The sequence below is a fragment of the Streptomyces sp. AM 4-1-1 genome (genome assembly GCF_029167625.1).
Lineage (GTDB): Bacteria > Actinomycetota > Actinomycetes > Streptomycetales > Streptomycetaceae > Streptomyces.
Window position 1 is genome coordinate 1,642,091 of record NZ_CP119145.1, and the last position, 24,050, is coordinate 1,666,140.

Sequence of the window (24,050 nt, forward strand, 5' to 3'; positions counted from 1 at the left end):
GGACGCCGCACCCGGCCGACATCCACCACAGAGGAGTCCCGATGTCTCCGCGTACCCTCGTCAGAAGTCTCATCGCCACCACCGGCGCCCTGACCGCCCTGAGCCTCACCGCGTGCGGGGCCATCACCTCCGCCGACAGCGGCGCCTCCGCCGACGGCTCCTTCAAGCTCGCCCCGTACATCCAGAAGCGGATCGACGACGGCAAGCCGATGCGGATCAAGCTCAGCTACCACGACCCCTCGCTGGCCTTCGCCACCCCGATCGGCGCGGGCATGAAGAAGGCGGGCAAGGAGTTCAAGGCCGAGACCGCCCTCATCGGGCCCACCGGGGGTGACGCCGCCAAGCAGGTGTCGGAGATACAGACGCTGATCCAGCAGAAGTCCGTGGACGGTCTCGCGGTCTCCTCCGCCTCCAGCGACGCGCTGAAGCCGGTCATCGCCCAGGCGCACAACGCGGGCATCCCCGTCATCTCCTTCAACACCGACAACCCCGGCTCCCGGCAGATGGGCTTCGTCGGCCAGGACCTCAAGGCGTCCGGGGAGTCGCAGGCCGAGCGGCTCCTGAAGGAGCTGAAGGGGACCGCCAAGGGCAAGGTCGTGGTGTTCTCCGTGGACACCGGCGCGGGCTGGTCGCACGACCGCTTCGGCGGCTTCAAGAAGGGCCTTGACGGCAGCGGACTGGAGATCGTCGGCCCGGTGAACGTCGGCAACGAGCCCAGCGCCGCGTACAACACCGTCGAATCCACCATGTCCGGCCAGTCCGGCGTGGTGGCCGTGGCCGGGCTCGACTGCTGCTCCACGACCGCCGCGGCCAAGTGGGTGTCGGGGGCCAAGGGCAAGGGCGACATCAGGATGGGCGGCTTCGACCTGCTGCCGCAGACGGCCGAATACCTGCGGAGCGGGGTCCTCGACTTCACGATCAGCCAGAACCCGACCGAACAGGGCTACCAGGCCGTCAAGGTCCTGTCGGACTTCCTCTCCAAGGGCACGGCGATCACCGGCGTGAACACCGGAGCGCAGTTCGTCACCCGGGACAACCTCGGCGAAGCGACGGTGGAGAAGTGACGCCCGCCGCGCGGAGGCCGACGGCGCACGACGGGAGTGTCCCCCGGAAGCCGACGGCACCCGCCACGACCGTTCCCGCCGCGACCGTTCCCGACCGAACCGTTACCGATGATGCCCCCGCGTCCGGGACCGCCGTCAGCGTCCGCGGACTGTCCCGCAGCTTCGGCCCGGTACGCGCGCTGACCGACGTCTCCTTCGACGTCCCGGCGGGTGAGATCACCGCTCTGCTCGGTGAGAACGGCGCGGGCAAGTCGACCCTGCTGAAGATCCTGGCCGGCCTCCAGCCGCCCAGCGAGGGCACGGTCAGCGTCTTCGGCGAGGAGATCACCTCCTTCGACCCGAGCACCGTGCTGGACCGGCACGGGGTGGCGATCGTCCCGCAGGAGCTGTCGCTCCTGCCCGACCGCAGCGTGGCGGAGAACGTCCTGAGCGGTGTGGAGCCGGGGCACCGCTGGTTCCCCTCCCGGCGCCGGATGCTGGAGCGGACCGGCGAACTCCTCGCCGGAATGGACCTCCGGCTGGACCCGGCCGCCCCCGTACGGTCGTTGGACCTCGCCACTCAGCAACTCGTGGTGGTGGCCCGGTCCGTGGCCCGGGGATGCCGGGTGCTGATCCTGGACGAGCCCACCGCGATGCTCACCCCGGCCGAGGCCGAGAGGCTGTTCACCCTGATGGCCGGCCTCAAGGCGGCCGGTACGACGATGCTGTACGTCTCCCACCGCATGCCGGAGGTCTTCCGGCTCGCCGACCACATCCAGGTCCTGCGCGACGGCTCGCACGTCGCCTCCTGGCGGAACTCGGAGACCACCCCGGACCAGGCGGTCGCCGCCATGGTCGGCCGGGAGCTGGGCCGGTTCACCCGCCGCACCGGGCACAGTCCCGGACCGGAGGTCCGACCCGCCCTGAAAGTACGGGAGTTGAGCGGACGACGGCACCGCGAGGTGTCCTTCGATGTACGCCCCGGAGAAATCCTCGGAGTGGCCGGACTGCCGGACTCCGGCCGGGTGGAGATGCTGCACAACGTCTTCGGCGGCGAGAAGGGCACCGGCGGCGAGGTCGAGCTGCTGGGTGAGCCCTACGACCGGCGCGACCCGATCGCCAGCGTCGGGCGCCGCCTCGCGTTCGTCCCCGGCGAACGCCGCGCCCAGGGACTGCTGACGACCATGAGCGTCGGCGAGAACGTCGGCGTACTGACCACCAGGGCGTTCAGCCGTCTCGGTCTGATCAAACGCCGTCCCTTCGACCGGCAGGCCGCCGAACAGGCCCGCCGGATGCGGGTCAAGACCGCCACCATGGACCAGCCCATCACCAGCCTGTCCGGCGGCAACCAGCAGAAGGCCGTACTGGGCCGCTGGCTGGCGATCGACCCCGGCGTGCTGATCCTCGACGAGCCCACTCGAGGTGTGGACGTCGGCGCGAAGGCGGAGATCTACGAGCAGCTGTTCGGCCTGGCCGAGAAGGGCCTGGCGATCCTCTGCTCCTCCTCCGACCTCCCCGAACTCCTCACCCTCACCGACCGGATCGCGGTGATGAGCGAGGGCCGGGTGGTCGACGTCGTCGACACCGCCGGGGCGACCGAGGAATCGATCATGACCCTGGCGACCGGGGCGGTACAGGCCGCCTGACGCCCCGACACCCCCTCATCTCCCCACCCCCCGAAAGGAATCCCCCATGAAGCGAAGCGGAATTCTCCACGCCGAACTGAGCGGGGCCCTGGCCACGCTCGGCCACACCGATCTGCTCATGGTCGTGGACGCCGGCTTCCCGGTCCCCCGTGGCGCCCACCGCGTCGACCTGGCGCTCGCCGAGAACCTGCCCGACCTGCGTACGGTGCTCGGCCTGATCGCCGAGGAACTGGTCGTCGAGGGCGTGGTACGGGCCGAGGACGTCCCCGCCCGGAACCCGCGGCTCGACGAGTGGCTGCGCGGCAGGTTCCCGGACGCGGAGTTCACCACCCGTCCGCACGCCGAGGTCCTCGGCGAGCTGGCCCACCGGGCCAAGGTCGTCGTCCGTACCGGGGCCTTCGAGCCCTGGGGCAACGTCGGCCTCCTCTGCGGCGTCGACGCCCCCCGGTGGTTCGGCGGCGAGGGCGTCGTCGTCCCCGAGGAGTACGCCTCCCGCATCTGACCCGTTCGGTGGCGGGCACCCCACCGTTCCATCCCACTGGTTCCACCACAGGAGACAACTCCATGTCCGAAACCGTTACCGCGGCCGCCGAGCTGAAGCTCACCCCCGCCGAGCTCGCGCCCTACATCCAGCACACCCGCATCGAACCCGACGCGACCCGTGACGTCATGGTCGCGCACGCCCAGGAGGCGATCACCCACGGATTCAACGCCGCGATGGTTCCAGCCTCCTGGCTGCCCGTCGTCGTCTCCGAGCTGAAGGGCACCGGCATCGGTGTGGCCTCGGCGCTGGACTTCCCCACCGTCGGCGTCATGACCAGCGCGGGCAAGGCGGCCGAGGCCGCGGAGATAGCCCGGCTCGGCGCCACCCAGCTGGACATCGGCGTGCAGCTCGGCTGGCTCAAGAGCGGCCGGTTCGACGACTTTCGCGAGGACATCGCGGGTGTCGTCCGCGCCTCGGGCCTGCCCGTCAAGGTGATGCTGGAACTGCCGCTGCTCACCGACGCGGAGAAGGAGGCCGCCGTCGAGCTGGCGATGGAGGCCGGCGTGTCCTTCCTGAAGAACGCGAGCAGCGGACAGATCGAGACGGCGAATCCGACGAGCGTTCGGTACCTTGTTGACCGTGCCCGGGACGGCGTCCAGGTGAAGGCGTCCGGGGCGATCAAGACGTACAAGCAGTCCCTGGAGCTTCTGCGGGCCGGCGCCGTACTGCTCGGCACGAGTGCCGGGACGGCGATCGTGACCGACACCGGTGACGAGGCCACCGTCAGCTACTGATACTGATCGGCCGACGCCGTGCCCCGGGCCACCACGTGCCGGGGCATGGCGCATTCATTTCCGGAGAGGAGACATGTCATCCGTGACGGCCGACGAAGGAGGGCTCCCGGACATCCGGCGGGACGTCCCCACGGCGATCCACGTCCAGATCTCGGAGCACATCCGGCTGCGCATCGCGGGCGGTGAGTGGCCGGCGCACTACCGGCTCAAGAGCGAACCCGAACTGGCCCAGGAGTTCGGGGTCAGCCGCGGTACCGTGCGCCGTGCGCTGGCGACCCTGATCAAGGAAGGGCTGCTGCGGCAGGTACGGGGGCGCGGCACCTACGTCACCTCGACGGTGATCGAACCGGCCATCGCCCAGAAGCTGAGCACGCTGTCGGAGGACTTCGCCAGTCAGGGGGTCGTCACCTCGACCACGGTGCGGGAGTGCTCGTTGATCACCCCTCCCCAGCCCGTCGCCGCCCTGCTCGACCTGGGCCCCGGCAGCGGGCAGGTGCTGCGTCTGGTCCGGTTGCGCAGCACCACCGAGGGCCCGGTGGCCCTGTTGTTCAACTTCGTGCGCACCGATCTCGCTCCGGGCATCGAGAAGGCGGACTTCGCCTCGTCCAGCCTCTTCGGGACGTTGGAGGGCACCTACGGTCTGAAGATCGCGACGGCCCGCCGCACCTTCAGCGCGGAGGCCGCTTCGGCCGAGACCGCGGGCGCTCTCGCCCTGGCGCCGGGCAGTCCGGTGCAGTACCTCCAGCAGGTCACCTATCTCGCCGACGGCCGGCCGGTGGAGTACTCCGACGTGTGGATCCACAGCGGCCGGTTGCGGGTCACCTCGCTGCTGATGCGCAGATGAACGCGGCGAAGGGCTGAGCGGCCGACCGGCCCGACGGCCGGGTCGGTCGTTTCGACGGCCCGGTCGTTTCGGCGGCCCGGTCGTTTCGGCGGCCCGGTCGTTTCGGCGGCCCGGTCGTTTCGGCGGCCCGGTCGTGCGCGCCGACCACGGCGCACGACGGGCCGGACGGGCACAGGCCGGTGGCGGGGGCCGGTCACGGGGGCCGGTCACGGCGCGGTGGGCCGGGCTCGGCGCGAGGGAGCGCGCCCGGCCGACGAGGACCGGCCGTTCACGGCGGCCGGCCGCGCGGCCGGCCCCGCTCAGGAGAACACCGGCATCGACTCCTGGGTGGACCGGCTGCGGGTGCGCCGCTCGGCGACACCCACCAGGTGGGTCAGCGGCAGGGTCACCACGACGTAGATCACGGCGAGGGCGATGACCACGGGGATGACCTGATAGGTGCGGTCCATCTCCGCGCGGCCCGAGTGGAGGAGTTCGGGCAGTCCGACCGCCGCTGCGATGGCGGTGAGCTTCATCAGGGCGACGAACATGTTCAACGCGGGCGCGAGCAGCGGTTGGACGATCTGTGGCAGCACCACATGGCGTTGGACCTGAAGGGCGGACAGCCCGAGCGACTGGCCCGCCTCGCGCTGCCCGAGCGGCACGAGGTCGAGCGTGCCCCGCACCGCCTCGGACCAGAATCCGGCCTGGGTCAGGCCGAGGGCCACGACCGTGGCGCTGAACGGGGAGAATTCCATGCCGTAGTCGGTGAGGCCGAAGAACAACAGGTAGATCGCCAGGACCTCGGGCATGCCGCGCAGCACCGTGCTCACGAAGAACTGGCCCTCACGCACGGCACGGTGACGTGAGCCGCCGAGAAGCCCGAGACCCAGCCCGAGTACGGCGGCGACCAGCCAGGCACAGGCGCTCACCGACAGGGTGACCGGTAGTGCCTTCGAGATCAGGTCGAGGTAGATGTCCATGCCTTCTCCGTGTGCTGCGGTGACGATCCTGCGCTGTCCGGGAGGGCTCCCCGGCGGGAGTGCGGCCCCCGCTTCGGCCGGCCGCGGCCCCGGCGTCCGGTCATCGCACGGGTCACGTACGCCACGGGGACGGTGAGGAGCAGGTAGAACACGGCGATGAGCAGGTACACCTCCAGTGGTTGGAAGGTGTCGACGACCAGCCTGGTCCCGTACATGGTCAGTTCCGGCACGGTGATCAGGGAGGCCAGGGCGCTGCCCTTGACGAGGTAGATGATCCCGTTGGCCGTCTGGGGGCCCGCGGCGGTCGTCACCTGCGGGATGAGCACGTGGCGCAGGGTCTGCCACCGGGTGAGACCGAGGCTGGCCGCCGCGCGCCACTGGCCGATCCGGACCGACGAGATCAGGCCCCGGTAGACCTCGGCGAGATAGGCGGTCTCGTTCAGGACGAGTCCGAGGACCGCGAGTCCGAAGGCAGTGACGCCGATGTTCTCGAACTGCGGGCCGAAACCGAAGTACAGCCCGGCGAGGAGCACCGGCAGCGGGATGCTGCGGAACACCTCGACATAGACCCTGGTCAGCAGCCGGATCGATCGTCTGGTGCTGATCCGGCCCACGGCGACGACCGCCGCGGCGACGACGGTGATCACCGAGCTGATGGCCACGAGCCACAGGGTCGTCTCGAACCCGCGGATCAGAAAGCTGATCCAGCTTGTCTCCACCGCTGCCTCCTTTCCGTCATGGCCCGGTGCGGGGACCGGCGCCCGTGGTCATTTGCACAGTTGGGCGGGACGGGTCCTGGAGGGCAGGTACTCCTGGCCGCCGACACCCCAGGAGTCGAGCTGCTTCTGCCACTCGCCCGAGGCGATCAGCTCGTCCAGGACCCCGTCGACGGCATCCGCGAGGCCCGGGTTGTCGCAGCGGACGTAGTCGTAGGTGGGCGAGACGAGGATGTTCGGCGGCAGGTCCAGATCACCCTCGGCGAGGGGGTGCAGGGTGAGCCGGGGGTTCTGCTTGATGATGCCGGGGGCGGTTCCGGTGGACCCCATGAAGGCGCTCACCTGCTTGTTCATCGTGGCCTTGGCGGCTTCGGCGTAGGAGGGGAACAGCTTCACATTCGATTCGCCGTACGCCTTGATGAGGTAGTCGTTGTACGAGTAACCCGTCACCGAGGCGATCGGCTTCCCCTTCAGGGAATCGACGCCCGACCACGAGGTTTCCTTCAGCATCAGCGCGCCCAGCCGGTCATTGACATTGGGCCGGGTGTAGAAGACCTGCTTGGCCCGTTTGTCCGTGTAGTAGGTCCCGGTGCCGACATCGGCCTTCCCCTGGGACACGAAAAGAACCTGGGAGGCGAATTCGGTCGGCTTCAACTTCAGTTTCAGGCCGTACTTCTCGGCGACCTTCGTCAGCAGGAATCCCTCGTATCCGGTGAGTTTCCCTTCCTCTCCCGTTGCGATCTTCGGAAGGTAGCTCTCGGAATAGGTGACGGTCAGACGGCCCTTTTCCGCGGTCTTGAAGGGGGCGCCGTCGCCGTCGCTCCCGCCGGAGTCCGAACCGCCGCAGGCCGTGACCGTCGCGGTGAGGGTGACCAGGGCCGCGACGGCGGAGCCGACCATCCGCGGGTTGCGTGGGAAGAGGCGTTTCACCGATGTTCTCAGGTTCACTTTCCGACTCCTTTGTCGAGGTACGAGGTTCGGGAGGTTTCGGCACACTGTAGGTCCGGTGGAGCCGGAGTGGTCTTCGTCGATTCAGTGGAAGTTCCCGGCCCGGATTCGCGTGAAGGACAGGAGTGGGCGGGGGATTTTCCGTTTCCGCTCCGGCGCCCGTCTCTCCGCGCCTTCTTCCGTTACGGCGATCACGCGACCGGGAAGCGGTTCCGGCCGGGGAGGCCACGGACCGGCCGAAGGCACCGGAATGATCAGGTCATGGCCGGGTGCCCAGGAATCCGGCGGGCGTCCAGGTGGTCGAGGTGATGTCCGGTCGCAGCCCGGAGTACCGAGGTATCTCCCGTGCCCGCTCCCAGGCGGGGTCCTCCCTGAAGCGCCGCCATCCGTCGGCCATGGCGTCCTCGTCACTCCAGCCGACCGCGTACAGCAGCTCGTGCGCCGGGCCCGGTCCGGTGGGCTGCCACGCGCCTTCGACCCGGAACCCGTGAGCGGCGAACAGCGGCGTCACGATGTGCGAGAAGCGGTGCGTGAGATCGGGGAGGTCGCCCGGCGCGATCCGGTAGCGGCGGAACTCGGTGATCATGGCTGGTCCTTCCCGAGGTCCGCGGGCACCCCGGCGAACAGCACCTGTTCGGGCAGGAGGTCCGCCAGGCCGGCGACCTCGGCGGTGGTGGGGTCCTGGGGGAGGACGACGATGTCGGCGCGCTTGCCGGGTTCCAGGGAGCCTCGGGTGTCCGCGACGTCGAGGGCCTCGGCGGCGGAGATCGTGTGCATCGCCAGCGCCTCGGTCACGGTGACGCCTTCGGACGGGGCCACCACCTCGCCCGTGCAGGAGACCCGGCCGACCGCGCACCGGACCCCGAACATGGGGTTGAACTGGAGGAGTTCCGAGCCCGCGCCGTCCGAGCTGGACGCGACCGTCACTCCCCGGTCGAGCAGGGAGCGGAACGGGAACCGGGCGTCGGCCGCGTAGTCGCCCAGGTAGTCGGTGAGGAAGCTGCCCATCGTCCAGATGAACCCGGCCTGCGGCACGATGACCGCCCCCGCCTCGGCCCACCGGTCCACGGTCGAGGGGTCGGTGAGGACGTTGCCGGCGTGTTCGAGCCGGATACGGGGAGGGGGCGCGCCGACACGGCCGGAGCGGGCCGCGACGGCGGCCGCGCACAGCTCGGCCTGGGCGCGTTCGCCGTTGACGTGCGCGGCGACCTGGAGGCCCGCCCGGTCCGTACGGCGCACGAGTTCGGTGAGTGCCTCACGGTCGTACGCCATCCTGCCCCGGGAACGCGGGTCGGAGCGGTACGGCCGCAGGACGGCGGCCCCGGCGGCGGAGAACCCGCCGTCGACGAAGATCTTGACCCCGGCGACGTCGAAGGCCCCGGTGCGGGGCAGCTGTCCCGCGTCCGCGCGTTCGCACACCGTGGCGAGGTCCATCGTGCCGGGTGACCAGACGAAGGCCCGCACGTGCTGGGGCACCCGCGTGCCCGCGGCCTCGGCGAGCAGTTCGATGCCTTCGGGGGTGTTCGTGATCTCACCGATCGTCGTGACGCCGTAGCGGGTGAGATGCCGCTGCGCCGTGGCCTCCACCGCCGACCGCAGGTCGTCCCGGGTCATCACGGGGATGGGCAGCGCGTAGTACAGCTCGTGCAGGATGCCGGTCCAGCGGCCCGTGTCGTCGGTGCCGATGTGCGCGTCCCCGGTCTCCGGCAGGCCCGACTCACGGGCGATGTCCAGGGCTGCCGTGTTGAGCACGGTGACATGTGCGCCGAAGCGGATGGCGATCGGGAACTCCGTGGAGACCTTGTCCAGATCGTCCCGGGTGGGCAGGCGACCGTCCGCGAACCGCCGGTCGGCGAACAGGCCGCCCTGGCCGATCAGCCATCCTCCGCGCTGTTCCCGCAGGTCACGATGGTCGTGGAGCTGGCCGAGGAGTTCGTCGATGGAGGAGCACGGCGGGGTGTGGCAGTCGACCGTCCCCCACAGGGCGGCGGCGCTCATCTCCAGATGGACGTGCGGGTCGACGAAGCCGGGCAGCAGGGGCCGGTCGCCGTGGTCGGTCACGGGGACGTGGGCGGGCCCCTGCCACGGGCCTTCGGTGACGGAGACGATCCGGCCGTCGCGGATGTGCACATGACCGTCCACGATCCGGCGGTCGGCGTCCATCGTGAAGATCCGGGACGACCGGAGGACGGACTCGTCGGCCGGACGGCTGGTGGCGGTGATACCTGGTGTCATTCGAGATTCCCGACGGTGCTGGTGGCGGACATGTACTCGGACAGTCCCTCCGCCGCGTTCTCGCGGCCGTACCCGGAGTGCTTGACCCCGCCGAACGGGGCCGCGGGGTGGGACACGGAGGGGTGGTTGACCGCGACGAGGCCGGTGTCGAGACCGTTCGCGACGCGGGCCACTTCGGCGGGGGCGGTGCCGTAGACGTAGGCGGCGAGTCCGTACTCGGTGCCGTCGGCGATCCGTACGGCCTCGTCCAGGTCCCGGTAGGTGAGCACCGGAAGGACGGGGCCGAAGATCTCCTGCCTGGCGATGGGCCAGTGCGGCTCCACTCCGAGGACGAGCGCCGGGCGTACGTAGTGGCCGTCCTCCGGAGGTTCGGCGCGGGCCCTGACCACCCGTGCGCCCCGGGCGCGGGCGTCGGAGACCAGGGCCTCGACGCGTTCGGCGGCCTCCGCGCTGATGACCGGTCCGACCGGGGACGCCTCCGGGTCGAGGCTCCAGCCGACGCGCAGTTCCTCGAACCGCTCGGCCAGCAGCGTCCGTACCCGGCGGGCGTCGTCGGGGACGATCAGGCGGTTGGCCGCGGTGCACGCCTGGCCGTTGTTCGCCAGCTTGGCGGCGAGGACACCGGACGCGGCCTTCTCGGCGTCGTGCTCGGGACAGACGACGAACGGGGCGTTGCCGCCGAGTTCGAGCGAGACCCGCTGGAGGTTGCGGGCGGTCGCGCGCAGGACTGCCCGGCCGACCTCGGTCGAGCCGGTGAACGAGACCTTCCGCAGCCGCGGGTCACCGGTCAGCGCGTCGGTCAGCTCGGCCGACCGGGTGGTCGGCAGCACCGACACCGATCCCTCGGGCGCTCCCTCGCGGATGAGGTCACGCCCCATCAGCAGCGCCGAGGCGGGGGTCAGCTCGGACGGCTTGAGGATCACCGGACAGCCCGTGAGCAGTGCGGACGCCGTCTTGCGCGCGGCCAGCGACAGCGGGAAGTTCCACGGGGTGATCGCGAGGACCGGGCCCAGGGGGCGCTGCCGCACCGTGACCATGGGGTCCCGGCGTGTTCCCGGGCCGGCCTCCGTGAACAGGTCCTCCGCCGTATCGGCCAGGGCCTTCAGCGTGGCGACCGTGAACAGCGCCTCGCGGCGGGCCTCCGGCAGCGATTTGCCCGCCTCGACGGCGATCACGGTCGCGTACCGGTCCGTATCGGTCTCGATCCGGGCGGCCCAGCGCCTGACGAGCGCCGCCCGTTCGGAGACGTGCGTCGCCGCCCAGGCGGGATGGCAGCCCCAGGCCGCGTCCAGCGCGCGGTCCGCGTCACCGGGCCCGGCGTCGGCGCAGGACCAGGTCAGCGCGGGCATCCCCGGAGCGCTCACGGTGAACGACGAGGGCACCTCGGGGCGGCCTGAGCCACCCGCGACGACGAGCTCGGCGCAGAGTTCCGCGAGCCGGTCGCGGAGACCCTGGACGTCCTGCGTGGCGCGTGGTCCGTTCACCGGTCCACCTCGCCGTCCGCCACGACGGAGCGCAGCCAGCCGATGCCGCGTCCTCCGGTGGCCCATCCCGCGTAAACAGCGGTGTGCGCGATCAGTTCGTAGAAGTCGTCCGCGTCGATGCCCTCGTCCAGGCCCGCCCCGATGTGGAACCGGGCGGCCGGTTCGGCGCCGGAGGCCAGGAGCAGGGCGACCGTGACCAGCCGGCGCTCCCGTGTGGTCAGTCCCGGGCGCGACCAGATCCGGTCGAACACGATTTCGCGGGTGAGGGCGCTCCAGTCGGCGCTCCAGCCGCTCCCCCGGCCGCCCTGGTCCGTGCTGCCGGCGGCCCCCTCGGAACCACCGGGGCCGGCACGGTCCGGGGCGGAGCCGGGGTCGGTGGGATGAGTGGTCATGACAGGAACCGTGATCTCCAGTAGGCCAGGGGAGCACCGTCGTCGGCCGAGGTCCAGACCGGGGTGCCGAGGACGATCGCGTGGTCGCCACCGTCGTGCAGTGCCTGGACGGTCAGTTCGGCCTGGGCCACCGCTACGGGGCTGATGGCGAGGCCGGCGGGGCTGCGCTCCAGAGTGACCTGGTCGAAGGCGTCACGCCCGGGCCGGGCGAAGACCAGCGCGGTGCGGGTCGCCTGCTCCCCCTGGGCGAGCAGGCTCACCGCGAACCGCCCGGTCCGCTCGATCACCCGGAGGGTCCGTGACATGCGGTGCAGGCACACCATCATCAGGGACGGGTCCAGGCTGATACTCGACACGGAGCTGACGGTGCATCCGTGGTCGCCGTCCTCGTCCCGCGCGGTGACAACGGCCACCCCGGTGAGGAACGATCCGGCGAACTGCTTGTACTCGTGCACCGGTACGGCCTTGTCGGCGGTCTCCACGGCGCAGCTCCCGTGCTCAGCGGGTATGAACGGGCTCACCATGACCGCGGCCCTCCTCTGATGTCTCGGATTCGGCGTCGACCTCGGCGAGCAGTTCGCCGAACCGGCCGATGGTCTCCAGCGTCTCGTCACGGGGAGCGCCCCCCACGAGGTTGAGGTTGATCATGTCCACGCCCGCGTCGCGGTACCGGCGGAGCTTCTCCTTGATCTCCTCGGCGGTGCCGATGAACAACCGGTCGCGCAGGTCGTCGACGGTCGGTTCGTTCTCCTGCGGCATCGGTCGCACCCGGCCGAGCGGGTCGGCGTTCTGGGTGAAGTCATGGAGTTGCGCGTGAATGCGCCAGCCCTCCAGGACCTCCTCGATGCGCTGCTCGGTCTCCTTGTCGTCATGGGTGACGAACGCGTAGCGGGTGACGCCGAGCCGGGCGTCGTCGCGGGAGGACTGCGCCTTCCCCCGGTGGAACGCCTCGGCGACCGTGCGCATGTGGTCGTCGTCCCAGAAGAACAGGGAATTGAGTACGTCGTATCCGCGCCGGGCGGCGTCCTCGACCCCCGGCGGGCTCTGCACTCCCATCCACACCGGAGGCATCGGACGCTGCACCGGACGCGGCCACACATAGGCGTCCTGGAAGGAGGAGAACCGCCCGTCGAAACTGGCCGGGGCGTCCTCGGTACGCAGCAGCGTCTCGATCGCGGTCAGGTTCTCGATGAAATGGTCCCGGCTCTCGGTGAACGACAGGCCGAATTTCTCGAACTCGTAGCGGTACGCGCCCCGGGCCACCCCGAGGTCGAGCCTCCCGCCGAGGGAGGTGTCGGCCGCCGCGATCTCCCCGGCGAGCTGGAGGGGCTGGTGGAACGGGAGGACCACCACCCCGGTGCCCACCCGGCACTTCACGTGCTGTCCTATGTGGACCGCGGTGATCAGCGCCGAGGGCGAGGGCAGGAACTGCACGAGGTGGTGTTCCGGGGTCCAGACCCGGGTGAATCCGCTCTCGTCGGCCCGGACGGCGTATTCCACCATGCGGTCGTAGAGGCCGTCCATTTGTTCGTCGCTGTTGACCTGGTAGGCAAGGAAAAGCCCGAGTTCCATGTTGCGTCCAATGAATTCGAATCGGTATCCGCGTCATTCATCCTGCGGACTTGGTTTCGACACCCTGAACGCTATAGATCCGGCTCTCCCTTTCCTTCCTTCGTTTCCGACGAACTTTTGGCACTGTCTGCTGCCGTTGCTACAGGTCCGCCATTTCCGGCCGCGCCGGCAGCGGCGTCGACCATGTGCATCAGCCGGCAGGCGAGGGCCAGGGCGAACCGTTCCTCGGAATTCTTCAGATCCGTTCCGAGGATTTCGGTGATCCGGTCGAGGCGGTACCGCAGCGTGGACACGTGGATGCACAGGACCCGGGCCGTCTCCTGGAGCCGCGCCGATGTCTGGAGGTACACCTCCAGGGTCTCGACGAGCGAGCCGGAGTGGTCGCCGTCGTAACGGCGGAGCGGGCCGATCTGGGACTCGACGAATCTGACCGCCGCGCCGTCGTGGCAGGCGGTCAGCAGGAACGCGAGTGCGCCGAACCCGTCGTAGGCCACGATGTCCCCGGCCGCGCCCGACGCCCCCACCATGGTGAGGGTCTCGCACTCGGCCCACATCCGGGGACCGTCGGCGGGGACCGGTCCCGGACTGCTCACCACGGCGGTGAGCGTGGTCCCGATCCCGCTGACGCCCCGCAGCATCCCTCGGATCTCCGTCAGCGCCTCGTGGTGGTCGCCATGGGCGGGCAGCACCAGCACGACACTGCTGTCCACCCAGCCCACGACGACCCCGCTGACCCGCCGGGCGCGGAGCGCACCGTGCACATCGCTCAGCACCCGCCGCAGATCGGTGTCCACCGGGGAGCGGGCGGAGATCCGGACGATCCGGCAGCGCATCGGCGGTGGAAGTCCCAGCGCCGCCAGGCGTATCCGCAGCGCCAGAGGGTCGACGGGGGAACGACGGACCAGTTCGGTGAGGGCCGTGTCGGTCTCCCGGTCCTGTTCGGCGGAGGCCAGCAACGACCGGGCCACGACGATGCCGACCGCTACGTTCACGAGCGAGTCGAGCGCCGTCTCGACCCGGCTCACCGGTCCACGGCGCAGGACACAGGCCAGCAGGGGGCGCTCCGACTCGGGAAGCAGCTCGGTGATCTTGACCCGCATCCCGGACGGGTTCCGTACCCCGGACAGGCCCTGGGCCGTGAAGGCGTCCTCCTCCGTCTCGGCTCCCTCGGCGGCGGAACCACCGTAGGCGCCCGGAGTCTTCCCGCCCGCTCCGGTTCCGGGCTTCCCGGAGACACCGGGCCCGGCCGGGGCGGCCCGCTTCCTGGGCGCGTCCCGCTCCCCCGGCCGCCCGGCCGGGGATGCCTCGCCGTTCCTGCGACGGGCCGCGTTCCGCGCGAGGGACACATAGTCGGCGGCGCCCTCCCCCGCGGGCGCCCAGTTCCCGGCGACCGCCGTGAACATGGGGGCGAGCTGGTGGTTCACCACGACGATCGCGACGTCCAGCGCGTCGGCGACCGCTGTGAGAATCCGCTCCCCGTCCTGCCCCGCCAGGGTCCCCGCCAGTCCCGTGCGCAGGACAGCCGTGGCCCGGACCAGCTCCGCGATGTCGCGCTGCTCCTGCGCGACCTTGCCCGCGTTGGCGAGGGCGACGGACGAGAGGTCGGCGACGGCTTCGAGGAACGCGAGCGCCGCGCCGTCCACCTGCCCGGCCCGCGGACGCTGGACCGCGAGGACCAGGGAACGTCCGTCGAGGTCGGGCTCGCGAAGCGGCAGGAGGACACCGCAGCGATATCCGCGCCGACGGGCGTCGTCCGCGTAGAACCGGTACCCCGACTCGTGGGCGTCGTGGATGACGATCGGTTCCGTACCCCCCACGACGTCCCTCGCGGGGATCTCGTCGATGGGCCAGAACCGCTGCCGGCTGCTGCCCGAGTACGTGAGCCGGTCCTCGCGCGCTATGACCTCGGCGACCCCGGCCGGAACGTCCAGGGCGATGACCCAGCACAGCTTCCACTCGGTGAACGCGGACACCGCCGACACGATCGCGTCGAGTACGGTCCCCAGCTCCAGGTTGGAGTTGACCGTCGCGGCGATCCGGCGCAGCGCTTCGACCTCGTCACTGCCCGGCCGGGCGGAGTCAGGCGTACCGGGCGTCGTCATCACGTCACGCTGCCTGGCTGGACCGGGCGACGGCCTGGAGGAAGCGCTTCGTCCTGGGGTGGCTCGGTGCGTCGAACACCTGGTCCGGGGTACCGACCTCCAGGATCTTCCCGGCGTCCATCACCACGACACGGGTGGCCGCGTTGCGGGCGAACTGCATCTCATGGGTGACCACGATCATCGTCACCCCGGTGGTCGCCAGCTCACGGATGATCTCCAGCACCTCGCCGACCATCTCCGGGTCCAGCGCCGAGGTGGGCTCGTCGAACAGCAGCACCTGGGGTTCCATGGCCATGGCGCGGGCGATGGACACCCGCTGCTGCTGCCCGCCCGACAGTGTCGAGGGGCGGGCCCCGGTGAACTCCCCCAGTCCGACCCTCTCCAGCAGGCTCCGTGCCCTCTCCAGCGCCTTCTCCCTGGGCATGTCGCGCACCCTGACGGGCGCGAGCGCGACGTTCTCCTCGGCGGTCAGGTGCGGGAACAGTTCGAAGCTCTGGAACACCATGGCGGACCGGCTGCGCAGCTCCCGCAGAGCGCCGGAGCGACCTCGGCCCGTGGGCATCGGGTAGTAGCGGGTGCCGCCGACGTGCATCTCACCGCTGTCGGGGATCTCCAGGAGGTTGCAGCACCTCAGCAGCGTCGACTTCCCCGAGCCGCTGGGCCCGATGACGCACACCGTCTCCCCGGCCGCCACGTCCAGGCTCACTCCGTCGAGGACGGTGAACGTCCCGTACTTCTTGCCCACGTCACGCAGGCTGACCGCGACCCCGCTGTCCATCTGTTTGGCGCCTTTCTGTCGGCCGACCACCACCGGCCCGGCTGACGGGTCCGTCACAGGGGACGTCCGTCGGCGGCGGCTGCCGACCGGGCGGTGCCGTTCCCGTCACTGTAGGCACTGGCCGTCCGCAGGTCCCCGGCCGATTCGTAGCACAGGGATACGGTGGCGTCCTACTGTTCGTAGGACGGTCCCGGCCCGGGCGGCGGGGGCCGGGGTGTCCGACGTGACCGGGATGCACCGCCGCACCGCACTCCGCCGGGCCGAGCACCTCACAGCCGGGCGGACCCGGAAGGAGTCCTCATGACAGCGTCGAAGCGGATGGACGAAGAAGTGCTGGCCGGTGGTGGCGTCAACCGCGTCGTCCGGATCGGACCGACTGTTCGACGGCCCGCGGGACCGTGGACCCGAACGGTGCACGCTCTGCTTGATCACCTGCGGGCGGCAGGATTCGCCGGTGCCCCGCGGGTTCATGGCTTCGATGCCGATGGCCGGGAGATCCTCGATTTCCTTCCCGGCCACGTCGCCAACTATCCGCTGCCGGACCACGCGCGATCAGACGCGACTTTGCGGACCGTGGCCGTGCTGCTGCGCGACTACCACGACGCCACCGTCGGTTTCAGCCCCTCGGCGCAGGCCCGCTGGCACTTGCCCAGCCGTGAACCGGCCGAGGTGATCTGCCACGGCGACGTCGCCCCCTACAACTGTGTCTTCCGCGACGGGCGACCCGTCGCGTTCATCGACTTCGACACCGCCCACCCCGGTCCCCGCATCTGGGACCTCGCCTACGCCGCCTATCGATTCGTGCCCCTGACCGATCCGGGCAACGGCGACTTCAGCCTGCCCGTCGAGGAACAGGCCCGCAGGCTCCGGCTCCTCGCGGACACCTACCGGCTCGGCCACGACGACCGCGCGGCGCTGGCCCACACGGCCCGGGAACGCCTGGAACACCTGGTCCGCCACATGCACCGGCAAGCCGACGCCGGCACCGCGGCGTTCGCCGAGCACATCGCCGCCGGCCACGACTCCGTCTACCGCGCCGACGCGGCACACATCGCCCGCCACGCGACAACCTTCACGGCCGCGTTGACGCGAAAAATCCCACAGCGGTGAACGGCACCACCCGGCCCGGGAACCGTCCCGAAGGCGTCGCCGTTCTGCACGGGACCCATGCGCATGCCGTACCCGGTGAAGGCGCTGAGCCGCTGCCTGAGTACGCGAATGCAGCGCGGCCCCACTCCGCGCCTGCTCTGAACCTCGGTCCCTCAGATGCTTTCAGCGCCGTCCGAGGGATTTCCAAGGGACTCTTCGCCGCTCGAAGCGGTAAGCCCCCGAAAGCCCGGAAGGGGCCTCCGACGCAGGTCGGAGGCCCCTTCCATGGCAAAGCCGAAGCTACCGGCAGACGAGTCGGGCTGTACGCCGGGTTCTGTCGACCGGTCGCCTCGCGGCGGCCGGGGAGACGGCCATCCATCTAGGACCGGCATTGCTGCCGGCCTCGTGCGGTCTACCCGCGAACATCGGGCGGGCCGCCCTCAAGCGTTCGCGCAGGGCCGTCCTGGGACGGCCCCTCTTGACCTTGCTCCGGGTGGGGTTTACCTAGCCGCCTGAGTCACCTCAGGCGCTGGTGGTCTCTTACACCACCGTTTCACCCTTACCGAGGGCCGAGGCCCCCGGCGGTCTGCTTTCTGTGGCACTGTCCCGCGGGTCACCCCGGGTGGGCGTTACCCACCACCCTGCCCTGTGGAGCCCGGACGTTCCTCGGGAAGATCCGGAGATCTCCACGCGGCCGTCCGCCCGGCTCGTCTGCCGTGTGGTCCATGCTACCCGGCCGTGGGGGCGGGAGCGGTCGACGGGCGCCTCGGACGGAGGCGTACGGGCCGCCCGTCCCCGTACCCTGGCGCCGGGACGTGTACGGGTCCGGGGCTGCTCCCCGTCCGAGGCCGCGCCCGGCGATCCCCGTACACGCGAACATCCCGTACACGCGAAGGAGAACCACCGTGCTCGTGCTGTTGCCGCCCTCCGAAGGAAAGGCCGCCTCGGGGCGCGGGGCACCGCTGAAGCCGGAGTCCCTTTCGCTGCCGGGGCTCGCCGGGGCGCGGGCCACGGTCCTCGACGAGTTGGTCGAACTCTGCGCGGCCGACGAGGAGAAGGCGCGCGCGGTGCTCGGCCTGAGCGAGGGGCTGCGGGGCGAGGTCGCGAAGAACGCGGAGCTGCGGTCGTCGGGGACCCGGCCGGCCGGGGAGATCTACACCGGGGTGCTGTACGACGCGCTGGACCTGGCCTCGCTGGACACCGCCGCCCGGCGGCTGGCCGGGAAGTCTCTCCTGGTGTTCTCCGGGCTGTGGGGCGCGGTGCGGGTCGGCGACCGGATTCCGTCGTACCGCTGCTCGATGGGCGTGAGGCTGCCGGGGATCGGCGCGCTCGGTGCGTACTGGCGTGCCCCGATGGCGGAGGTCATGCCCGAGGCGGCCGGGGACGGACTCGTGCTGGATCTGCGCTCGTCGGCGTACACGGCGGCGTGGAAGCCGAAGGGCGAGGTCGCCGAACGGACGGCGAGCGTACGGGTGCTGCACTCCCAGCTGGTGGACGGGGTGGAGAAGCGGTCCGTGGTCAGCCACTTCAACAAGGCCACGAAGGGGCGGATGGTGCGCGACCTGCTGCTGGCGGGGGCGCGGCTGAAGGGGCCCGCCGAACTGGTCGAGGTCCTGCGGGAACTCGGGTACGTGGTCGAGGCGGAGGCCCCCGGGCGGGCGGGGCGTGGCTGGGCGCTCGACGTGGTGGTGTCGGAGATCCACTGAACCGGGCACGAGACTCCGTTTCGGGCGACGGGGGTGTACGCGCGTTGCATTCTGTGCAACGCTCGTTGCGTGTGATGTGGTGAGCGCGGCAGGATGGGCCCATGACCTCCTCTTCTGCCTCTTCCGTGCTCGACCTCGCGCCCGTCGTCCCTGTCGTCGTCCTCGACGACGCCGCCGACGCTGTGCCGCTCGCCCGAGCGCTGGTCGCCGGCGGACTCCCGGCGATCGAGGTGACGCTGCGGACGGCCGCCGCCCTCGACGCGATCAGGGCCGTCTCGGCGGAGGTCCCGGACGCGGTGGTGGGCGCGGGCACGGTGATCTCCGTGCGGAACGTCTCCGACACGGTGACGGCCGGCGCCCGATTCCTGGTCAGCCCCGGCTGGACGGACGCGCTGCTGGACGCGATGAAGGCGTCCGGGCTGCCGTTCCTGCCGGGTGTCTCGACGACGTCCGAGGTGGTCGCGCTGCTGGAGCGCGGGGTGAGCGAGATGAAGTTCTTCCCCGCCGAGGCCGCGGGCGGCACCGCCTATCTGAAGGCGCTCTCCGCACCGCTCCCCCAGGCCCGCTTCTGCCCGACGGGCGGCATCACCCTCACCTCCGCGCCGGCCTATCTGGCCCTGCCGAACGTCGGCTGCGTGGGCGGCAGTTGGATGGTCCCGGCGGACGCGGTGGCCGCCGGGGACTGGGCGCGGGTGGAGCGCCTGGCCCGCGAGGCGGCGGCCCTGCGGCGCTGAGCGACGGTGGTGATCCCCGGGTGGCGGCCCGAGGCCGGGTGGGGCCTTCGGGAACCGCGTCCATGCCTCGGGACCGGGGAGCCGATGGGGCTGAGCGGTGGTGATGGTGGTGGTGATTCTCGGGCGGCGGCCCCAGGCCAGGTGGGTCGTCCGGGAGACCCCGCCCATGCCCCGGACCGGAGGGACGGCGGCCCTGCGGCGCTGAGCGAGAGCAGTGCTCCGGGGTGGCGGGGCCCGAGGCCAGGTGGGGCGTTCGGGAACCGCGCCCATGCACCCGGACCGGGGCCGTCGCCGCCCTACCGCAGGTGCGAGGTGTCGTTCAGCAGCCTCAGGGACGCGTTGCCGTCCGCGTAGTACGCCACCGTCGACAGCGACGCCGGGGAGAGTTCCATCCGGAACAGGGATTCCGGCGGGGCGCCCAGGGCCAGCCGTGCCAGCGTCTTGATCGGGGTGACATGCGTGACCACCAGGACCGTCCGGCCCCGGTGTCCGGCGGTCAGGGCGTCGCGTGCCCCGGCGACGCGGCGGGCGACCTCGGCGAAGCTCTCGCCGCCGCCCGTCGGACAGGCGTCCGGTGAGGCCAGCCAGGCGTCCAGATCGGGGCCGTACCGTTCACGGACCTCGCCGAACGTCAGCCCCTCCCACGCTCCGAAGTCCGTCTCGCGCAGACCGTCCTCGATGTGGACGTCGAGGTTCAGCCGGGCGGCCACCGTCTCCGCCGTCTCGCGGCAGCGGCGCAGCGGAGAGCTGACGATCCGCTGGACCGTGCCGCGTGCGGCGAGGGACCGCGCCGCGCCCTCGGCCTGGCGTCGGCCGGTCTCCGAGAGCTCCGGGTCGCCGCCACCGCTGCCCGAGAACCGCTTCTCGGGCGTGAGGGCCGTCTCCCCGTGTCTGAGCAGGAGGAACGTGGTGGGTGTGCCGAGGTCGGCCGGTGCGCCCCAGCCGACCTGCGGGGTCCCGGCGGGCGCCCCCGGAGCGAGGGCCGTCGGGTCCATGGGCGCCGGGGCCGCCGGGTCCGCGGGGTCGGCAGGCGAAAGCGCCGCCGGGTCCGTGGGCGCAGCCGGCGCCGGGCCCGCGTCCACGGGTGACAGCGCCGCCGGGTCCCGGGGCGCACGGGCCGACGGGTCCTCCGTGGCCGTCCGGGCGGATGCCGTGGCGCGTGAGGACGACAGCGCGGCGCGGGCCCGTGCCGCGCCCGCCGTGGCGTCGCCGGGCGGGCCGGACACCGGCGGCAGCGCGTCGGCGACCGTCCCCCGGGGCGTGTCGAGGGCGGCCGTGGAGGCCGAGGGCTCCCAGCGCAGGCCCCTCCTGCCCGCGTCCATCGCCTCGTTGGCGAGCCGGTCCGCGTGCTTGTTCCGTTCGCGCGGAATCCACTCGTACGAGACGGACTCCGCGGGCAGGATGCCCGCCGCCTCGGCCGCGAGCGGCTTCATGTCGGGGTGCTTGATCTTCCAGCGGCCCGACATCTGCTCGACGACGAGCTTGGAGTCCATCCGTACCGTCACCCGCACCGGGGCGTCGGGGATCAGGGCCTTCGCGGACCTCAGGCCCGCGATCAGGCCCCTGTACTCGGCGACGTTGTTCGTGGCGACGCCGATGTACTCGGCGGCCTCGGCCAGGGTCTCGCCCGTCACCGGGTCGAAGACGACCGCGCCGTAACCGGCGGGCCCCGGGTTGCCCCGCGAGCCGCCGTCCGCTTCGATGACGAGCCGGCGGGGCTCCGGCATTACAGACCCGACTCCGAGGTGCGGACCAGGATGCGGCGGCAGTTCTCGCACCGAAGAACCGCGTCGGGGGCGGCCGCCTTCACGTCGTTGACCTCGGTGATGTTCAGTTCGAGGCGGCAGCCCTCGCAGCGGCGCTGGTAGAGGCGGGCGGCGCCGACCCCGCCCTGCTGGGCGCGGAGCTTGTCGTACAGCTTGAGGAGGTCCGCGGGGACGGAGCCCGCGACGATCTCCCGCTCCTTGGTGGCGGTGGCGATCTCGTCGTCGATCTCCCGCGTCGCCGCGTCCCGGCGGGCGGTCGCGTCGTCGACCTTGGCCTGGACGGCCGAGACCCGGGCGGTCAGCTCGGTGATCCGCTCCTGCACCGACTCACGGCGCTCCATGACTTCGAGGACGATGTCCTCCAGATCGCCCTGGCGCTTGGAGAGCGACATCAGTTCGCGCTGAAGGCTCTCCAGGTCCTTCGACGAGGTGATCTGACCGGAGTCCAGCCGCTGCTGGTCGCGGACGGCGCGCTGGCGCACCTGGTCGACGTCCTGCTCCGCCTTGGTCTGCTCGCGGGCGGTGTCGCCCTCCTCGGTCTGGGCGGCGACCAGGAGGTCCCGCAGCTGGGCGAGGTCGCTGCTCAGCGACTCGATCTCGGAGTGCTCGGGCAGGGACGAGCTCTTGTGGTCGAGCTGCGACAGACGTACGTCGAGGGCCTGGACGTCGAGGAGTCGGATCTGGTCGGCGGGCGCGGCGTTCAGTTGGGGGCTCCAGAAGAGTGGTGGGTGGTCCAGGGGTCGGTGACCCGCTTCGAGACATGGACCCGCAGGCCCCATCCGTGGCGGTCGGAGATCGCGTCGAGCTGGGCGGCGGCCTGCTCGCACCAGGGCCATTCGGTGGCCCAGTGCGCGGCGTCGACCAGACCGAGCGGTGAGTGCTGGGCGGCCTCGGAGGCCGGGTGGTGGCGCAGATCCGCGGTCAGGAAGGCATCGACGCCCGCCGCGCGCACCGCGTCGAAGAGGCTGTCGCCCGATCCGCCGCTCACCGCGACGGTGCGTACCGGCGCGTCCGGGTCGCCCGCGACACGGATGCCCTGCGCGGTGGCGGGCAGCCTCGCGGCGGCGCGGGCACCGAACTCGCGCAGGGTCTCCGGGCGGTCCAGCTCGCAGATCCGGCCGAGGCCGCGCCGGCCCCGGGGGTCGGTCGGGTCCGGTACGAGGGGTCCGGTGACCCGCAGGTCGAGAGCCCCGGCGAGGGCGTCGGAGACACCCGGGTCGGCGGTGTCGGCGTTGGTGTGCGCGACGTGCAGGGCGATGCCGTGCCGGATGAGGGTGTGCACGACCCGGCCCTTGAACGTGTCGGACGCGACCGTCGTCGTACCCCGCAGATAGAGCGGGTGGTGGGTCACGATCAGCTGCGCGCCGAGTTCCCGCGCCTCGTCGACGACGGCCTGTACGGGGTCGACGGCGAAGAGCACACGGTCGGTGGCGGCGGCCTGGTCGCCCACGTCTCCGCAGACGGTACCGACCGCGTCCCAGGCCTCGGCCCGCTCGCGGGGCCAGAGGGCGTCGAGTGCGGCGATGACTTCGGACAGACGGGGCACGGGGGAAAGGCTACCTTCCGCCGGTGCCCCGTCGGCCATGGCTACGGCCCACCGTGACCGCGCGACGGCCGTGACCCGTGGTCCGTGACAGCTGACCGATCGTCCGTCACGGAGGGTTACTTGACGAGGTCCGCGCGGAGGTCGTCCAGGACCTTGTCCGCGGCGGTGACGCCGAGGCCGAGGTACCAGGTCTCGTCCGGGACGTCCTTCGCCTGTCCGGCCTTGACCGCCTTGAGGTTCTTCCAGAGCGGGTTGGACCGGGCGGTGTCGCGCTTGGTGGCCTTCGGGTCGCCGTAGACGCCGGTGAAGATCCAGTCGGCGTCGGCCTCGTCGATCTTCTCGGGGCTGATCTCCGCGGCCAGCTCGTTGATCTGCTGGTTCTTGGGGCGGGGCAGTCCGGTGTCCTCCAGGATGGTCCCGATGAAGGACGCCTTCGCGTACAGACGAATCCTGTCCGGCAGGTAGCGGACCATGGAGATGGTCGGCTTGTCCGGGCCGATGTCCTCGCCGAGCTTCACGGCCTTGGCCCGGTACGCGTCGAGTTCGGCCTTCGCCTCGGCGGTCCTGTCCAGCGCGGCGGCGTTGAGCAGGTAGTTCTCCTTCCAGGTGAAGCCCGGACGGATGGAGAACACGGTCGGCGCGATCTTGGAGAGCTGCGGGTACTTGTCGGCGGCGCGGAGCCGGCTCCCGAGGATCAGGTCCGGCTTCAGCGCGGCGATCGCCTCAAGGTTGAGGTTGTTGATCGTGCCGACGCTCTTCGGGGTGCCCGCGTCCTTCTTGAGATACGAGGGGATGCCCTCGTCGCCCTCGGAGGGGGCGTAGCCGACGGGCTGCACACCCAGCGACACCACGTTGTCGAACTCGCCGACGTCCAGGACGACGACACGCTTCGGAGCGGCCTTGATCTCGGTCTTCCCCAGGGCGTGGGTGAGGGTACGGGGGAACTCGCCCGCCTTGGCGTCCGTGCCGTACTCCGCCGTCTTCTTCGACGCGTCGCCGAAGTCCTTGCCACCCGTCGCGACGGCCGCCTTCTTGTCCCCGCCCGCGTCGGACTTCGCCGAGCCGTCCGCCTTGCCGCCGTCGTCGCTCCCGCAGGCCGAGAGGGAGAGGGCGGCGGCCACGGCCAGGCCGATCGCGGCGGTGCTTCGGCGTCGTATCGACATCACGTGCTCATTGCTCCAGTCGAGGGTCACACGGGCAGCGCCGGGA

23 protein-coding genes and 1 other RNA gene are annotated in these 24,050 nt (G+C 71.2%); 8 read left to right on the forward strand and 16 right to left on the reverse strand.

Translation table 11 applies throughout. The annotated features are described in order from the left end of the window. Positions 1 to 41 precede the first annotated feature (41 nt). From PZB75_RS06840 to PZB75_RS06860, 5 genes are all read left to right on the forward strand, one after another. Positions 42 to 1,064 (forward strand): substrate-binding domain-containing protein, encoded by a 1,023-nt coding sequence (locus tag PZB75_RS06840; RefSeq protein ID WP_275534389.1) that lies wholly within the window; start codon positions 42 to 44, stop codon positions 1,062 to 1,064. Beyond that, on the forward strand, positions 1,061 to 2,689 hold the full coding sequence (locus tag PZB75_RS06845) for a sugar ABC transporter ATP-binding protein (protein WP_275534390.1): 1,629 nt from the start codon (positions 1,061 to 1,063) through the stop codon (positions 2,687 to 2,689). Before PZB75_RS06840 ends, PZB75_RS06845 begins: the two co-directional genes overlap by 4 nt. Positions 2,690 to 2,735: 46 nt before the next feature. Then, positions 2,736 to 3,191, forward strand: a complete 456-nt coding sequence (gene rbsD / locus PZB75_RS06850) for a D-ribose pyranase (RefSeq protein ID WP_275534391.1) — start codon at positions 2,736 to 2,738, stop codon at positions 3,189 to 3,191. A gap of 62 nt (positions 3,192 to 3,253) precedes the next feature. Further along, positions 3,254 to 3,967, forward strand: coding sequence for a deoxyribose-phosphate aldolase (deoC, locus tag PZB75_RS06855; protein ID WP_275534392.1), 714 nt, complete (start codon positions 3,254 to 3,256; stop codon positions 3,965 to 3,967). 82 nt (positions 3,968 to 4,049) lie between these two features. After that, positions 4,050 to 4,811: a GntR family transcriptional regulator gene (locus PZB75_RS06860; RefSeq protein WP_343286275.1), complete on the forward strand. Its 762-nt coding sequence runs from the start codon at positions 4,050 to 4,052 to the stop codon at positions 4,809 to 4,811. A 299-nt stretch (positions 4,812 to 5,110) separates the two neighbouring features. Here PZB75_RS06860 and PZB75_RS06865 read toward each other — a convergent pair whose 3' ends face one another. The 11 genes from PZB75_RS06865 to PZB75_RS06915 form a co-directional block, all read right to left on the reverse strand. Next, positions 5,111 to 5,773, reverse strand: coding sequence for an amino acid ABC transporter permease (locus PZB75_RS06865; protein WP_275534394.1), 663 nt, complete (start codon positions 5,771 to 5,773; stop codon positions 5,111 to 5,113). Next, the gene (locus PZB75_RS06870; RefSeq protein WP_275534395.1) at positions 5,752 to 6,492 is read right to left on the reverse strand and encodes an amino acid ABC transporter permease; all 741 of its coding nucleotides are present in this window, start codon (positions 6,490 to 6,492) and stop codon (positions 5,752 to 5,754) included. The genes PZB75_RS06865 and PZB75_RS06870 overlap by 22 nt, the downstream gene beginning before the upstream one ends. Positions 6,493 to 6,540: 48 nt before the next feature. Continuing rightward, a complete protein-coding gene (locus tag PZB75_RS06875) occupies positions 6,541 to 7,437 on the reverse strand; it encodes a transporter substrate-binding domain-containing protein (RefSeq protein WP_275534396.1) in 897 nt (298 codons plus the stop codon). A 259-nt stretch (positions 7,438 to 7,696) separates the two neighbouring features. Further along, positions 7,697 to 8,023, reverse strand: a complete 327-nt coding sequence (locus tag PZB75_RS06880) for an NIPSNAP family protein (protein ID WP_275534397.1) — start codon at positions 8,021 to 8,023, stop codon at positions 7,697 to 7,699. Then, positions 8,020 to 9,672, reverse strand: a complete 1,653-nt coding sequence (locus PZB75_RS06885; RefSeq protein WP_275534398.1) for an amidohydrolase family protein — start codon at positions 9,670 to 9,672, stop codon at positions 8,020 to 8,022. The genes PZB75_RS06880 and PZB75_RS06885 overlap by 4 nt, the downstream gene beginning before the upstream one ends. Next, a complete protein-coding gene (locus PZB75_RS06890) occupies positions 9,669 to 11,156 on the reverse strand; it encodes an aldehyde dehydrogenase family protein (protein ID WP_275534399.1) in 1,488 nt (495 codons plus the stop codon). Before PZB75_RS06890 ends, PZB75_RS06885 begins: the two co-directional genes overlap by 4 nt. Then, entirely contained in the window at positions 11,153 to 11,548 is a 396-nt protein-coding gene (locus PZB75_RS06895; protein ID WP_275534400.1) for a carboxymuconolactone decarboxylase family protein, read from the reverse strand. Before PZB75_RS06895 ends, PZB75_RS06890 begins: the two co-directional genes overlap by 4 nt. Continuing rightward, the gene (locus tag PZB75_RS06900; protein ID WP_275534401.1) at positions 11,545 to 12,072 is read right to left on the reverse strand and encodes a flavin reductase family protein; all 528 of its coding nucleotides are present in this window, start codon (positions 12,070 to 12,072) and stop codon (positions 11,545 to 11,547) included. Before PZB75_RS06900 ends, PZB75_RS06895 begins: the two co-directional genes overlap by 4 nt. Then, positions 12,047 to 13,120 carry an LLM class flavin-dependent oxidoreductase gene (locus PZB75_RS06905; RefSeq protein WP_275534402.1) on the reverse strand — a complete coding sequence of 358 codons (1,074 nt, stop codon included), beginning with the start codon at positions 13,118 to 13,120 and terminating at the stop codon, positions 12,047 to 12,049. The genes PZB75_RS06900 and PZB75_RS06905 overlap by 26 nt, the downstream gene beginning before the upstream one ends. 71 nt (positions 13,121 to 13,191) lie before the next feature. After that, positions 13,192 to 15,222 carry a helix-turn-helix domain-containing protein gene (locus tag PZB75_RS06910; RefSeq protein ID WP_275534403.1) on the reverse strand — a complete coding sequence of 677 codons (2,031 nt, stop codon included), beginning with the start codon at positions 15,220 to 15,222 and terminating at the stop codon, positions 13,192 to 13,194. Between the two features lie 4 nt (positions 15,223 to 15,226). After that, a complete protein-coding gene (locus PZB75_RS06915) occupies positions 15,227 to 16,057 on the reverse strand; it encodes an amino acid ABC transporter ATP-binding protein (protein WP_275534404.1) in 831 nt (276 codons plus the stop codon). 243 nt (positions 16,058 to 16,300) lie between these two features. On the opposite strand from PZB75_RS06915, the gene PZB75_RS06920 reads away from it, so the two are divergent. Then, positions 16,301 to 17,110, forward strand: a complete 810-nt coding sequence (locus PZB75_RS06920) for a phosphotransferase (protein WP_275534405.1) — start codon at positions 16,301 to 16,303, stop codon at positions 17,108 to 17,110. 286 nt (positions 17,111 to 17,396) lie between these two features. Here the strand turns inward: PZB75_RS06920 and rnpB are convergent. Then, positions 17,397 to 17,799, reverse strand: an RNA gene (rnpB, locus tag PZB75_RS06925) — RNase P RNA component class A. Positions 17,800 to 17,994: 195 nt separating this feature from the next. Here rnpB and yaaA point away from each other — a divergent pair. Together yaaA and eda are read left to right on the forward strand one after the other, a co-directional pair. After that, positions 17,995 to 18,795 carry a peroxide stress protein YaaA gene (gene yaaA, locus PZB75_RS06930; RefSeq protein ID WP_275534406.1) on the forward strand — a complete coding sequence of 267 codons (801 nt, stop codon included), beginning with the start codon at positions 17,995 to 17,997 and terminating at the stop codon, positions 18,793 to 18,795. Between the two features lie 101 nt (positions 18,796 to 18,896). Then, positions 18,897 to 19,529, forward strand: a complete 633-nt coding sequence (gene eda / locus PZB75_RS06935) for a bifunctional 4-hydroxy-2-oxoglutarate aldolase/2-dehydro-3-deoxy-phosphogluconate aldolase (protein ID WP_275534407.1) — start codon at positions 18,897 to 18,899, stop codon at positions 19,527 to 19,529. A gap of 296 nt (positions 19,530 to 19,825) precedes the next feature. On the opposite strand, the gene PZB75_RS06940 is transcribed toward eda, so the two are convergent. The 4 genes from PZB75_RS06940 to PZB75_RS06955 form a co-directional block, all read right to left on the reverse strand. Next, entirely contained in the window at positions 19,826 to 21,256 is a 1,431-nt protein-coding gene (locus PZB75_RS06940) for a bifunctional RNase H/acid phosphatase (RefSeq protein ID WP_275534408.1), read from the reverse strand. Next, a complete protein-coding gene (locus PZB75_RS06945) occupies positions 21,256 to 21,999 on the reverse strand; it encodes a C4-type zinc ribbon domain-containing protein (protein ID WP_275538620.1) in 744 nt (247 codons plus the stop codon). The genes PZB75_RS06940 and PZB75_RS06945 overlap by 1 nt, the downstream gene beginning before the upstream one ends. Further along, positions 21,996 to 22,841 carry a Nif3-like dinuclear metal center hexameric protein gene (locus PZB75_RS06950; protein ID WP_275534409.1) on the reverse strand — a complete coding sequence of 282 codons (846 nt, stop codon included), beginning with the start codon at positions 22,839 to 22,841 and terminating at the stop codon, positions 21,996 to 21,998. Before PZB75_RS06950 ends, PZB75_RS06945 begins: the two co-directional genes overlap by 4 nt. A gap of 116 nt (positions 22,842 to 22,957) precedes the next feature. Then, on the reverse strand, positions 22,958 to 24,004 hold the full coding sequence (locus tag PZB75_RS06955; protein WP_275534410.1) for an iron-siderophore ABC transporter substrate-binding protein: 1,047 nt from the start codon (positions 24,002 to 24,004) through the stop codon (positions 22,958 to 22,960). Between the last annotated feature and the right edge of the window lie 46 nt (positions 24,005 to 24,050).

Excerpts from the sequence above, each read along its gene's own strand:
- PZB75_RS06840 (WP_275534389.1), top strand. The coding sequence starts at position 42 with ATGTCTCCGCGTACCCTCGTCAGAAGTCTCATCGCCACCACCGGCGCC.
- rbsD (WP_275534391.1), top strand. The coding sequence starts at position 2,736 with ATGAAGCGAAGCGGAATTCTCCACGCCGAACTGAGCGGGGCCCTGGCC.
- deoC (WP_275534392.1), top strand. The coding sequence starts at position 3,254 with ATGTCCGAAACCGTTACCGCGGCCGCCGAGCTGAAGCTCACCCCCGCC.
- PZB75_RS06865 (WP_275534394.1), bottom strand. The coding sequence starts at position 5,773 with ATGGACATCTACCTCGACCTGATCTCGAAGGCACTACCGGTCACCCTG.
- PZB75_RS06880 (WP_275534397.1), bottom strand. The coding sequence starts at position 8,023 with ATGATCACCGAGTTCCGCCGCTACCGGATCGCGCCGGGCGACCTCCCC.
- PZB75_RS06885 (WP_275534398.1), bottom strand. The coding sequence starts at position 9,672 with ATGACACCAGGTATCACCGCCACCAGCCGTCCGGCCGACGAGTCCGTC.
- PZB75_RS06895 (WP_275534400.1), bottom strand. The coding sequence starts at position 11,548 with ATGACCACTCATCCCACCGACCCCGGCTCCGCCCCGGACCGTGCCGGC.
- PZB75_RS06900 (WP_275534401.1), bottom strand. The coding sequence starts at position 12,072 with ATGGTGAGCCCGTTCATACCCGCTGAGCACGGGAGCTGCGCCGTGGAG.
- PZB75_RS06905 (WP_275534402.1), bottom strand. The coding sequence starts at position 13,120 with ATGGAACTCGGGCTTTTCCTTGCCTACCAGGTCAACAGCGACGAACAA.
- PZB75_RS06910 (WP_275534403.1), bottom strand. The coding sequence starts at position 15,222 with ATGACGACGCCCGGTACGCCTGACTCCGCCCGGCCGGGCAGTGACGAG.
- PZB75_RS06920 (WP_275534405.1), top strand. The coding sequence starts at position 16,301 with ATGACAGCGTCGAAGCGGATGGACGAAGAAGTGCTGGCCGGTGGTGGC.
- eda (WP_275534407.1), top strand. The coding sequence starts at position 18,897 with ATGACCTCCTCTTCTGCCTCTTCCGTGCTCGACCTCGCGCCCGTCGTC.
- PZB75_RS06940 (WP_275534408.1), bottom strand. The coding sequence starts at position 21,256 with ATGCCGGAGCCCCGCCGGCTCGTCATCGAAGCGGACGGCGGCTCGCGG.
- PZB75_RS06955 (WP_275534410.1), bottom strand. The coding sequence starts at position 24,004 with ATGTCGATACGACGCCGAAGCACCGCCGCGATCGGCCTGGCCGTGGCC.